Origin of the sequence: Bacteroides xylanisolvens (genome assembly GCF_018289135.1) — a bacterium.
In the GTDB taxonomy this organism is placed as follows: Bacteria; Bacteroidota; Bacteroidia; order Bacteroidales; family Bacteroidaceae; genus Bacteroides; species Bacteroides xylanisolvens.
This window is the reverse complement of record NZ_CP072216.1, coordinates 5291969-5305621: the sequence shown is the minus strand read 5'-3', so window position 1 is coordinate 5305621 and position 13653 is coordinate 5291969. Positions and strand designations below refer to the sequence as shown.

General features: G+C 38.5%; 8 protein-coding genes. 3 read left to right on the top strand and 5 right to left on the bottom strand.

The features are described 5' to 3' along the window. Positions 1 to 1346: 1346 nt before the first annotated feature. On the bottom strand, positions 1347 to 2912 hold the full coding sequence (locus INE92_RS21950) for an ATP-binding protein (protein ID WP_151927029.1): 1566 nt from the start codon (positions 2910 to 2912) through the stop codon (positions 1347 to 1349). A gap of 190 nt (positions 2913 to 3102) precedes the next feature. On the opposite strand from INE92_RS21950, the gene INE92_RS21945 reads away from it, so the two are divergent. After that, on the top strand, positions 3103 to 4656 hold the full coding sequence (locus tag INE92_RS21945; protein WP_149951173.1) for an ATP-binding protein: 1554 nt from the start codon (positions 3103 to 3105) through the stop codon (positions 4654 to 4656). 48 nt (positions 4657 to 4704) lie between these two features. On the opposite strand, the gene INE92_RS21940 is transcribed toward INE92_RS21945, so the two are convergent. From INE92_RS21940 to INE92_RS21925, 4 genes are all read right to left on the bottom strand, one after another. After that, positions 4705 to 5550 (bottom strand): DNA/RNA non-specific endonuclease, encoded by an 846-nt coding sequence (locus INE92_RS21940; protein WP_149951171.1) that lies wholly within the window; start codon positions 5548 to 5550, stop codon positions 4705 to 4707. A gap of 90 nt (positions 5551 to 5640) precedes the next feature. Then, positions 5641 to 7755: a choice-of-anchor J domain-containing protein gene (locus INE92_RS21935; RefSeq protein WP_203462898.1), complete on the bottom strand. Its 2115-nt coding sequence runs from the start codon at positions 7753 to 7755 to the stop codon at positions 5641 to 5643. Positions 7756 to 7775: 20 nt separating this feature from the next. After that, a complete protein-coding gene (locus INE92_RS21930; protein ID WP_149951169.1) occupies positions 7776 to 8618 on the bottom strand; it encodes a DUF5689 domain-containing protein in 843 nt (280 codons plus the stop codon). Positions 8619 to 8665: 47 nt separating this feature from the next. Further along, positions 8666 to 11194: a TonB-dependent receptor gene (locus INE92_RS21925; RefSeq protein WP_149951167.1), complete on the bottom strand. Its 2529-nt coding sequence runs from the start codon at positions 11192 to 11194 to the stop codon at positions 8666 to 8668. Positions 11195 to 11394: 200 nt separating this feature from the next. On the opposite strand from INE92_RS21925, the gene INE92_RS21920 reads away from it, so the two are divergent. Next, positions 11395 to 12420 carry an endonuclease/exonuclease/phosphatase family protein gene (locus INE92_RS21920; protein ID WP_015532204.1) on the top strand — a complete coding sequence of 342 codons (1026 nt, stop codon included), beginning with the start codon at positions 11395 to 11397 and terminating at the stop codon, positions 12418 to 12420. Next, positions 12417 to 13568: a DNA/RNA non-specific endonuclease gene (locus INE92_RS21915; protein WP_015532203.1), complete on the top strand. Its 1152-nt coding sequence runs from the start codon at positions 12417 to 12419 to the stop codon at positions 13566 to 13568. The genes INE92_RS21920 and INE92_RS21915 overlap by 4 nt, the downstream gene beginning before the upstream one ends. The last annotated feature ends 85 nt before the right edge of the window (positions 13569 to 13653 follow it).

Sequence of the window (13653 nt, the reverse complement as noted above, 5' to 3'; positions counted from 1 at the left end):
TGAATCATCTCTCTTCTATATGAAATTGCTAAGTTTCGAGTGGGAGAGACAATACATTACATATTCCATTTAGTAATATATACCGCTTTCTACTAATTTCATCACGCTGATGAGCAGAAACCGTATGACAAAGATATACATATTTTTTTAAATGTGGTGGAAATATGGAAATAAATGCTGGAAGTTATGTATATTCAACAAGCCGACTCAATTGTAATTCTTGGAGGATTTGGTTTAGCACAGCCATATCCCTAAAATTAGATTCATTCCTGCACTGATTTGAGCCGAAATATGATCTCACAATATTTCACTAGAGATTTAAAAAGGTTCTTCTTCAAATTCCGTGCTACTTATTTATGTTCAATTACCTTATTCATGGCTATTCCGGAGTACTTTAAGATGCATATAGTTTGGATAATTTATTTGCTATTTCTAATATGCCGATATCCCTTTATCCATCGGCCTTTCAATGAGCTTTACTAGCACGGAATTTGATTAAGAACCTTTTTAAATCTCTAGTAAAGTGTTGTGAGATTATATTTCAGCTCATTCCCACACGATTTTACTCATTTCCGTACCGTTTTGAATAAAATAATGGAGTATTCTGGAAACGTTGTGGTAAATCTGAAAAAGATGATTGAGTTTTTAAGATTCCCCGTTATCTTTTTATTATAAGATATGGGTCAAAGGTGAGGGTTGGTGAGGGTAGATTTATAACTTTCGTATTTTTTTTTATAGATAAAAAAGGAGATAGTATAGAAAATAATAAAATAAAAGGTTATAAATCTACCCTCACCAACCCTCACCTTTGACCCATTCATTAGCGCACCGTTTAACTCATTTCAGTACAGTTCTTTATTAAATGGGAATTTATCGGTTAAATGAGAATTTATCGGCTAGGCTGAAAGCCTTACAATTATATATTTATTGGGGTGCCCTGAAAGGGCTTAATTATATAGCGTAGGGCAACGCCCTACGAAAAAAACACACCAGCCACAAGCCCTGAAAGGGCGGAACTGTATACAATTATGCCCTTTCAGGGCGCAAATTCAGATTGTCGTTTTTACGTAGGGCGTTGCCCTACGCTATATAATTAAGCCCTTTCAGGGCACTCCGCAAAATTATCATTTAGCTCATTTCTGCACCAAATAAATCTATTTTTAAGGAGTGATTATCCTGAATCAAATCCCCCAATTTTCAGACTGCGCCAGCAAGCTCTCTCATACATAAAAATAAAAATCCTCTTTCAATCTATCACCACTCTGTAAAAACGATGAATAAAGAGTTTCAGAACGATGGTGATAGGTTGAAAGAGGTATTGACAAAATCAATAGGGAGAGAAAGAATTATACTTCCTCTACAATTTTCCAATCACCAATACTTCTTGTCGCACTATCGAAGTTAACTCCTACTTTTACAACTTTCCGATGATCAGGCTGATAAGGAATAATATACCCCTTACTATTTATTTGCTCCAGTGCTTCCTCCGGAGTTCCATCTACCTTAAATTCAAAGACATAAATGGCATCTTGCATCTTTACTACCACGTCTGCCCGTCCGATTGCACTTTTCACCTCTGTATCTACATACTGCCCCATCAAACGGAACAACAAATAGAAAATTGTCTGATAATGTTTTTCCTGCTTATTTTCCAAATCATTGGGAATTGAAGCAAAGAAAGACCTTATTCTCTCCAGACATTCGGTCAGTTTTCCGGCACGCAAATCCTTGATAAAAGAGACTACATAAAAGGTATTCTCACGGGCAGGTAAATGCACATACGCGGGCATAAGAGATTCTATGAATCCTTTCCGCACTTCTTTGTTAGGATAAGCCAATGTGTAGAGTTGGAACTCCGGATCATATCCCTTGATGGTAAGATAGCCGCTTTGATAAAGTACAGGAAGAGGATCGGTAATAACACTCGTTGGCGCATCAAACTGTTCTGCAGTAGCCGTTGCACCATCCAATTCGCGAATGTCAAAATTACTCTGCTGCAATATATTAATTAAAAAAGTAGGTGTCCCGGTAGAAAACCAGAAATTGGCATATTTTTTCTGTGCAAATGCATTAAACAAACTAAATGGATTGTAAATGTCTTCGCAGTTCTCACTAAAATGATATCCGTCATACTGTTGTTTTAAATGCATACAGGCCTCCTCATAAGTTTCATTATTAGCCTGTGCCATCATTTCAATATCAGTTTTCAATTGTGTACGCAATTCCTGTTCGGTTATGCCACAGATAGCACTATAATCATCTCTCATGCTGATATTCTGCAAATTATTCAGTTCACTGAAAATACTCATTTGACTGAATTTGCTAATACCTGTCAGGAAAAGGAAACGAAGATATTCTCCTTGCGCTTTCAAGGGACTAAAGAATTTCCGCATTTCTTCTCGAAGTTCATTTTGCAGTTCCGGCAAATGGTTACTGTCTAATAAAGGAGCATCGTATTCGTCGATAAGTACTACTACCGGTTTGCCCGTCTGTTCATAAGCACGACGAATCACTCCCCGGAAACGTTCCGCCGGCGTACCTTCTACTTCTTCCTTTCCATAGAGTTTTTCCCAATCGTATAGATTCAGATTCAACTGTCCCAAAAGGTCGGAAAGTGCTGTGTACTTTGTCATACTGAAATCAAGGTGCAACACCGGATAGACATTCCACTCTTTCTCTAAACGCTCCATTGCCAAACCTTGAAACAATTCCTTCTTCCCCCGAAAATAAGCATGAAGAGTGGATACCAACAAACTTTTTCCGAAACGACGGGGACGAGTCAAAAAATAAGCCTTATTGGTATTAGCCAAACGATAAATCAACTCCGTCTTATCTATATAGACGTTGTTATTATTGCGTAACTGCTCAAAATTCTGTATTCCTATCGGGTATATTCTGAAAGTAGTATCCATAATGCCTATCCTTATAAAATTGAAATGTAGACAAATTTAGGCATTAAAATATAGACTTCAAACAGTACGTACTGTTTTCTACACTTCATTCAGTTAAAAGCAACTATACTTATACTTTCCTCTTTTTAAAAGCAATGAAGTACCCGGAAATTTATTACCTTTGTGTAATTGATTTATAAAACCGGAGTATATGAGCACTAAAATTTATCCCATCGGCATACAGAATTTCGAAAAGATTCGTAATGACGGCTATTTATATATTGATAAAACGGCATTGATGTATCAAATGGTAAAAACCGGTAGTTACTATTTCTTAAGCCGCCCGCGCCGCTTCGGAAAGAGTCTGCTCATCTCTACTCTTGAAGCCTATTTTCAAGGAAAAAAAGAACTGTTTACAGGACTGGCTGTAGAAAGGTTGGAAAAGGATTGGATTAAATATCCGATACTACATCTGGACCTTAATATCGAAAAATATGATACGCCGGAAAGTCTGGATAATATACTCGAAAAATCGTTGACTGCATGGGAAAAGCTCTATGGTGCCGAGCCATCCGAACGCTCATTTTCCCTGCGTTTTGCCGGTATCATAGAACGCGCCTGCAAGCAGGCAGGACAACGCGTAGTTATTTTGGTAGATGAATATGATAAGCCCATGTTGCAAGCCATCGGCAACGAAAAATTGCAAAAACAATTCCGGGACACTTTAAAACCTTTCTATGGGGCACTCAAAACAATGGATGGCTATATAAAGTTTGCGTTCTTGACCGGCGTTACAAAGTTTGGCAAAGTCAGTGTGTTTAGCGACTTGAATAATTTGGATGACATCTCAATGCGAAAAGATTATGTTGAAATTTGCGGTGTCAGCGATCAGGAGCTTCATGAAAACTTAGATATCGAACTTCATGAGTTTGCAGAGACGCAAGGTTTGTCGTATGACAAGCTCTGTACAAAACTAAAAGAATATTATGATGGCTATCATTTTACACATAATTCTATCGGTATATATAATCCGTTTAGTCTGCTCAACGCTTTCAAATATAAAGAATTCGGCAGTTATTGGTTTGAGACGGGGACACCTACCTATCTGGTTAAGTTACTAAAAAAGCATCATTATGATCTGGAACAGATGGCACACGAAGAAACTGATGCACAAGTACTGAATAGCATCGACTCCGAATCAACCAACCCGATTCCAGTGATTTACCAAAGCGGATACCTCACCATTAAAGGATATGACGAACGTTTTGGCATATACCGTTTAGGTTTCCCCAACCGTGAAGTAGAAGAAGGATTCATTCGCTTTCTGCTTCCTTTTTACGCGAATGTGAATAAGGTGGAATCCCCATTTGAAGTTCAAAAATTCGTCCGTGAAGTAGAAACGGGAGATTATGATTCTTTCTTCCACCGCCTGCAGAGTTTCTTTGCCGATACGACTTACGAAGTAATCCGGGAGCAGGAACTACATTATGAGAACGTACTTTTCATCGTTTTCAAGCTAGTTGGCTTCTATACCAAGGTGGAATACCACACTAATGACGGGCGTATAGATCTCGTGCTACAGACAGAGAAGTTCATTTATATAATGGAATTCAAGCTAAACGGAACAGCAGAAGAGGCTTTGCAGCAGATTAATGACAAACACTATGCACTGCCTTTCGAAGCGGATGGACGCAAACTATTCAAGATAGGGATTAACTTCAGTGAGAAAACCCGTAATATCGAGAAATGGGTGGTAGAATCCTGAAGTATACCCCGCCTTGACAAAGAGACTGTTATTATTAACGTGGTGATCTTATTCCAATCCCGACCACGCTTTTGTTGAATACGTAGCCTCAAGCGCATTTTCTAAATTATCATTCAGACTCGGGAAGAAATCGATTCCTGTCTTTTCTTCCAGTTCGTCTATTGATAATGCATAGTCAACAAGTTTTATTGTTTTTGCAGGTTTATTGTCTGTATGTTCCATCCAGAAGGCAATAGCTTTGAAAGAATCTCCCTTTTTAAACAACAAAGCCATATAATAATATTTAGGAACAGGCTTGCTACGGTCGCCACCTATATATTCTTTGACTTGTTCTTCTTTATCAATCGTTCCACCTTTTACCACATACAAAGTATCTGAAAATGTACAGCTACGTCCCCATGATTGCACCTGTCCCTCCAATGCTAACCAAACACCTGTATTAAAATTGTTCCGTTGTGGGCTCATATTTGTATAATAAAAGGTCTGGTCGTTAGCATCTTGTTTATAAAGTCGATCAGCGGAAGCACAGAGGTGCCCTCTATCATAACCTTTTCTCCCAAAATCTGTTTGAGTACGCTGATATTCCATATCAAGAGAAGGGTCCGGAATAAAATTATCGCCACGAGTTGCCCCTTGCAGTCTAGTTTGATTATCGAATCGAAAAGCAACCCAACGGGAATGCTTCTTACTCTTATCGTATTCCATACTGAAAGAGGTTACTTTCTGCCCATTGAAAGTGGTGCAGTGTGTTACAAACACATCGTTTGCACCATTGCGAAGTGCAGGTAGTTCTACGATACCAGTGGCAAAATTATTAGAGTTGTTGTTCTCGTCTTTATCACAAGCACAGAAATTTATACATAATAAACTTAATACTATAATATTACACTTCATTCGATCAGCCATTTCTTCATTTCACATAAAAAGAACAAGAGAGGTTGCTGTTTATGACAACCTCTCTTGCAGTCATATAGATAGTTTATATCACTTGATATTAATACCAAAAATTATAGCTCTTTTATCACTAGTTGCCCCTTCAGTAGTGAACTTAATTGTAGTCGCAGCTGTAACTCCGCTCATTGCATACTGATAGAAGTCTGTATCTGCCGGAGCAATTGTAAATGGAGGATTATCTGCAGCACCAGCCGTTTTTCCATCTAAAGCAATCACTTTGCTTGTTGCACCTCCTTCAAATGTACCACCATTTTCTATTACGACTGTCAATTGACCAGTTTTACCAGTCCAACCAACTGCAAAGAAAGACAATTTACTTGCACCTGCTTGCAACATTGGAGAGTTCCAAGAACCAGAAGCTTTGCTTGTTCCTAATTTCAAAATTGAATATTTCTGGCCTCCAATTACAACTTTTCCTCCAGATGCTTTATTAGCATCAGGATCTGTACCTTCCGGCAATGTTATACTGCTGGTATAGACCTTATCACCTGGCTGTTCCGGATCAGTTCCGCCACTTTCACCTGTTACATATTTCACGTTATCAATCTGATATGTAGGTAAACTCTTATTCACGCCTGTACTTACAACAGTATATTGGAATCCAACAAATCCTATTTTATCATTATAATCACTCAAATCGATATTGATACCTCTCACCCATTCAAAATTAGTTCCAGAAGTAGGAATTTGGTTAGCTACAACTTCATTCTTAACAACTGTTCCATCAGCACTTTTTTGTAAGAAGAAGACCTTCAATACCATATCATCTTTCCAATTTGCTCCCGCACAGTCAAATGTGAATTTATTAGCCGAATTAACAATAAAGGCGGGAGTAATAAACCATGCCTCCATTGTTGCATCAGCAGCTATATTATAAGGAGTTGCTTTAATATATTTATCACTACTGTAAGTTGCAGTTTGCCAAAGATTAGCTGCTTGAATAGCTTTATTTGTCCATCCTTCTAAAGTGTAGTTTTTATTCTGTTCTGTGATATCTTCAAAGTCTGCTTCAAAAGTTGTTTTAGGGTTAGAATCATCCAATCCGAATGGGTCATCACCACCCGGAGTTTCTGTTCCACCGCCTTCACCATATACAATATCATCAATCCCATAAGTTTGTACTTCTGCCCCACGCAATGCAACATATTGGAAGCCAACAAAACCATTCTGCCCCGCATAAGTACTTAAATCTACCTTTAAATCACTTGTCCATTGATATGTACCAGAAGTAGGGATACCAGTAACAGATATTTCATGGCGTTCCATTTTACCATCTTTCATCTGCAAGAAGAATACCTTCAGAGACATTGTTTCAGAATACTTATTTACAGTAGCTTTAAAAGTAAATTGCTTATCTGCATTAACTGTAAAATAAGGAGTCACAAACCAATATTCTGCTGTCTCACCACTATTTACTCCATAAGTTGAAGCTGCCAAATATTTTTGAGGATCATAAATAGCACCTTGCCAAATTCTATTTCCTTTAACAGCCTTATTAATCCAACCAGCTTTTGAATAATCTGCCTGATGTTGAACATCATCAAAATTATTAGATAAATCTACTAATGGAGCTACTGATGTGTCTAATCCCAGAGGATTATCAGGATCTAGGTCTTCTCCACCTTGTTCTTCGCCAATCTCTTTATTATTAAATACTGCAGCTGTTGTATTTATTAATGCTGCTTTTCCAAAACCAGCACTTAACTCACCTTGAATCAATAAGACTCCTCCTTTATTTTCAGGATGGTCTTTCAAGTTTAAAGCAGTAGACAGTTCACTTCCATTCTTTATTTTTACCGGCAAGCATTTGCTTTCATTAGTTTCATCAGGACTTTCAGCTATCAGCACATTAGATGTTATAGTAAAAGGAGCTGTAAAACTAGCCTTATTGCCTGCAAATTCTCCTTTATCATCATATACATTTTCTATAGCACCCACAATGTATCCCTGCACCCAAGCTATAGAACCATCTTGTTTCTGTTGTGCAGCCTCTATATTATATGGATTCTCTTTCGTACCATCACCCGTCAATCCCGGAACATCACCTTCTCCCAATATATCATAAGGAGCCGGTACATCACTACATGAACTAAATGTGAACACCGCAAGCAGTGTCAAGAATAAAGCATTTAGAATCTTTTTCATAATTATATGTGTTAATTGAATTAATTATTTCGTTTGATATCGCTTAAAGTACGAACAACAACCTCCCACTGGTTATTGTAACGCAACAAAATACCTGTAATATTTACACTACCTTGCGGCATTACTTCCATTGAGAAGTTTGCATAAGCACTGGTATAAAGGAATAGATTACTTCCACTCTGCGTACCGTCAGCATAAGTGAAATAACGTTTTACTGAACCTTCATCTCCTGGAGCATAAGTCGCTGTTCCATCTGCTTCGGAAAGTTTTATATCTTTGAAAGTAACCAGTACCGGAGCTTCTTTCAAGTCTATAGCAGCAAGATCAGCTGGAGTAGTAATTTCAATCGGTGTCAGTTCTGGATAGTATAATTTAGGTTCATTAATCAGACGTACATGTTGTTTCCATACATATTCCGGCATACGGCCTACAGAATTATTATATACTGTTCCGATCTGTGCCTGTTTACGATAGCTACCTATCTGCAAACCCTTACAGTCGATTACCACTTTCTGTCCTACCGAGCAGAATGCATACAATCCGGTTGCATTAACACCAATAACGATAGCACCTGTCTCATCTGCTACCACCAGCTTCTTATATAAGTTCCCACTTTCGTCATCGCAGGTAATCACTCCTTCAATGCGCGTTTCACCTTCGATAGTGGTATAGGTATCTTTACTTGTATCAATGAAATCATTGTATTTCTCTTTCAGCGCAGCTATTGAAATGGTGCGTCCTTCCGGGATTGAATTATTGCCATAAGCATTTCCCGTCACCGGATCATCATAGTTCTCACAGGAAGTGAGACCTGCGCCACATAGCAGCAATCCGGTACATAATATAGATAGTAATTTCTTCATAATTGTTTCTTCCTTTCTTATTGTTTTGGATTGATAACTACACATTCTTAAAATCTATAACCAATGTTCAAGAAAGCGTTGAACGGGAATGCGTAGAAATACTTAGAGTTCTTAGAAAACTTGTAAACACGTGCGTCACCGTCTTTGTAATTATCATCACGGTTCTGTTCGAAACCACCTGTACGCAAATCTGTATTGTTCAAGATATTAGTCAAACTCAAATTAAGGCTAATGCTCTTTCCATTGCGTAAACGAATGTATTTTCCGATGGAAGCATCCAACATAAATCCACCATCCAGTTTCTCCTGACCCGGTACATGGAGAACCGGATTTCCATTAGCATCTACGCCGGCACCATTTTTATCCAATACGCTGCCAAGACGACGATAGCTTGAGAAATCAATATATACACGATCATAATAGTTTCCGGTCAAATTGAAGAACCAACCTTTCACGTTATAATCCAAAGCAAGGCTATAAGCAGAAAGCGGAGTACCATTAGCACGCATACCTTTAGCATAAACACGATCGAGGTTTGACTCATTCTCACTTTCATATGTCAATACAGCATCCGGATTATTGGTGTATTTAGCTTCACTCCAAGTACCGATAGCCGTCAATGAAAGTTCACTTGTCAACTTAAAGGTAGCCGCTGCTTCTATTCCCCAATGTTCCTTTTCAATGCCATTCATAGAAAGATAAGTGAAACGTGCTTCGCTATCATTATAAAAAGCATCCATTTCTACCTGATTCTGGAAGCGAGTGTAATAACCAGTCAAACGTCCCATCACCCATGGAGTGTTGAAGTTATAAGTCAAATCACCACCAATGATGCGCTCTGTTTTCAAGTCTCTCACAAAGTCATTCTTAATACGTGGAGCAATAAAAGAGTTATAGGCCAACGGTGCACGTTCTTCATATCCGGCATTCAACGTGAAAGAATGGTTACCATTGATAGCCCAATTCAAACCGGCTTTTATACCTCCTTCAAGGAATTTAGCCGTACCGCTGCTACCAAGTGATTTCAACGGAGCACGTCCGTTTCTCATCAATCCATCGCGGAACATCTGTGTAGATCCTATCTTACCGGAAGCAAAATAGTTTAATGACCCGCCATTGTTACCCTGATAACGCACCCATGCACTCTGCTTATTCACATAGATGTTATAATCATAACCAAATTTATCACCTTCACCAATACGGCGGTTAGGATTATCAAGATCATTTTGCACCATACTGGAACTAGCTCCATGATCGCGCACTGCAAATTTGTCGACGTCAGTATAAAGCTGTCCGCCCAGCAAATCCTTCATTTTTTTATAATGCATACCTTTGGTTGTATTCACGGCAACTCCCGCAATGTAGCTGTTGTGTTCATTCCATTGATGATTGAATACCGAACTAAAGTTGAAAGCCAACTGATCATCATGACGTTCTTCTACATAATAAAGTGTCTCTTTACCTAATGCATTCGCCTGTTTATTGGCAAAATAAAGAGCATCCCAATCTAACTGACGATAAGCTTTATTATTTTTCCAATTATCTGTAACTTCATTAAACTGCTGCAATTCATCGGCAGTAGGAACAGATTCCCATACATCAAAGATTGAGCTAGGCAACTTTTTATAATAATCCGGGCGTGGATCGGCCGCATTACCATTCCAGCCTAGAGCACTTTTCCCATAGTTAGAATATTTGAATCCGGCACTTGTCACTAATTTCTTATTATCATCAATAGTGAAATTCCATGAAGCAATAGCCGATGGTTCGAACTGACGTACAATACGTGCATTTCGTTTTTCTCCATTCTGATATCCCCAGTTCGGATTATAATAATGACTGTTCGCTAAATAATAAGCTTCTTCGGTTGCCGCCATTTGCTGTCCTCTCTCTGTCGGTGTTCCCCAAGTTGCCAAAGAGAGACTATGGCGTTCGTTGAATACTTTCTCCGCACCGAGGAAGTAAGAAAAAGAATTATATTTGATTCCTTCAATATTTCCCTCATTACCCCAGCGATAACCTAATGATCCGGTAAATGCCCAACCATTGTTCATCAGACCTGTAGAATAAGTATACATTCCACGCAAAATGTAGTTGCGGTTACTACCTGACAGTGTTAGTTTTGAGCCAGCCGCATATTGGCTGGCACGTAAATTGATATTGGTGGCACCTCCTATCGCACCAAAAGTAAAGTTGTTAAATTCAAAAGGACCGATCCCTTCCTTATTACGGGTAGCATCGTTCAATCCTCCTATTAATCCGTAGCTGAAACGTCCTGTTTCTGCATCATTAAACTGTACCCCATTGATATACATGTCACTGTACTGGGAATCATATCCCCTTACACGAAATCTCATTGGGCTAAACAGATAACCTACATTTGACAGATAAACATCATTGTTAGAAGTGACCAATGCAGATGTGCTCTGTGCTGCATCATCATCCTCATTCAATTGTGATTCTGTAAACATGAAAGAAGCATTGTCCTCACGGGCGTTTTGCTTTGCCTTTTGCTGCGCAAAAAGTGCTGGCATTAAGCAAAATAGCACGATCGCTAACCCTAGTCGTTGTTTCATAATTTAATTTATATTAATGTTAATTGGTCTTTCATTTTGCAACATAAAAGAAATATGTTGTTACGCAAAATAACAAAGAATTTTATATATAACAATGTTTTTTGCAAAAAAAGTAACTAGCAAGGGTGGTTTTTCCGTTTTCTTTTTAGATATTTGTCATACAAATGACAAATTACCCACTTTTAAAATCAATTTTAAAGATGAAAAAAAGCTTAATGACTTTAGGTGTACTCGCTCTTTTTGTCCTCATGGCCTACGGACAAGAAAAGAAATTTGCCCTCTACAGTGTAGCGTTCTACAATATGGAGAATTTGTTTGACACCATTCATGATGAAGGTAAGAATGACTACGAGTATCTTCCTAACGGTACTAATCAGTGGAATACGATGAAGTATAAGGCTAAGCTGAAAAACATGTCGGAAATATTAAGTATGTTAAGTACCGACAAGTTACCAATGGGTCCCGCCATTATCGGCGTTTCTGAAATCGAAAATTACAGAGTATTGGAGGACATACTGAAACAACCTGCTTTAGCGGACAGAGGGTACCAATATGTTCACTACGAAGGAGCAGACCAACGTGGTGTGGACTGTGCTTTCTTCTATAATCCCAAATTGTTTGAACTGACAAATAGTAAACTCGTACCTTATGTATATATCAATGATACGGTGCATAAGACACGTGGTTTCCTGATTGCCAGCGGTAATATCGCAGGTGAGAAAATGCACTTTATCGTCAATCACTGGCCTTCGAGAGCAGCTACTTCTCCGGCGCGTGAACGCGCAGGGGAGCAGGTTAGAGCGATCAAAGACTCACTGTTAAAGGAAGACTCCGCAGCCAAAATTGTCATTATGGGAGACATGAATGACGACCCGATGGATAAAAGTATGGCTGTAGCGCTTGGAGCTAAACGGAAACCTGCTGATGTAGGACCTACGGACTTGTACAATCCTTGGTGGGATACTTTGAAAAAAGGATACGGAACTCTGATGTACAAAGGCAAATGGAATTTGTTCGATCAAATTGTATTCACCGGGAATTTGTTGGGCACTGACCGTAGTACACTGAAATTCTATAAACATGAAATCTTCTGCCGTGATTTTATGTTCCAAAAAGAGGGGAAATACAAAGGTTATCCTAAACGGACGCAAGCAGGTGGTGTATGGCTAAACGGATATAGCGATCACTTGCCTACTATTATTTATCTAATCAAAGAAGTGAAATGACAAAAGCATTATTTAGACTATTCATCCTATTCATAACCTGTAGCACTGCAATCTCATGTAGTGAACAGGATTCGCCTGACCTTCCGGACAATCCGGGCAATACCAATCAAGGAATTGCCTCTATTGACCAAACGCAAATCAATGCAAATGGAGGCGGATTTATCATCCGTGTAAAAGCTGATGGCACATGGCAGGCTTCAAGCAGTGAGACTTGGTGTACATTGAGTAGAGCATCGGGCAATGGAAATGGCTCTATCAGTGGATATATGAAAGCAAATACCGGAGCTGAACGAAGTGTCATTATTACAATCATAGCGGGGAAAGAAAAAGCAGAGTTTGCACTCAAACAATTAGCAGGCAATGGCTCAAATCCGGATCCAGACCCGGAAAAACCTTCGGGATATGCAGGGAGGATTGAAATTCCAGCTTTGCGTTCTGGAAATATGTATAAGTTCATCACGCACACTACTAAAGAGAATAACAAAGAGATTATTACTTATAGCTATGAGTATGATTGTAACAAAATGCATTCTCGTTGGGTCGCATGCACTTTTAGCACTGCCACTTCTGACAAAGATGCAGGAAGAAATGAGAACTTTACAGAAGATCTTTCATTACCTCCAGCATACAGACTTGGAGAAAAAGCTTTTTCTGGTTCTAACTACAGTAGAGGACATTTAATAGCTTCCGAAGACAGACAATATTCAGTAGCAGCCAACAAAAAAACATTCTACATGTCAAATATGAGTCCACAAATTCAAGATGGATTCAACGGAGGTATTTGGCTAAATTTAGAAAGACAAGTTCAAAGTAAAGGCTATAGCATTACTAATTCAAAAGATACATTATATGTAGTAAAAGGGGGAACAATTAGGGATGACCAGATACTAAAATATATATCTGATGGCTCTCATAATATAGCCGTTCCCAAATACTATTTTATGGCACTGTTATCCCTTAAAGATGGAAAATATTCTGCCATAGGGTATTGGTTTGAGCATAAATCTTATAATAGTAAAGAACCCTTTTCTAAATATGAGGTTACTATAGACGAGTTAGAAGCTAATACGGATATTGATTTTTTCCCTAATCTTCCTTCCGACATAGAAAAAGACGTAGAAAAGAGTAAAGACAACTGGAAATGGTAACAAGTCATACCACTACTTAAAGATATTCAACAAATATCTCACTTTGAATTTAAATGAAGAGTAAATTTTCTTTTTAATGATATTT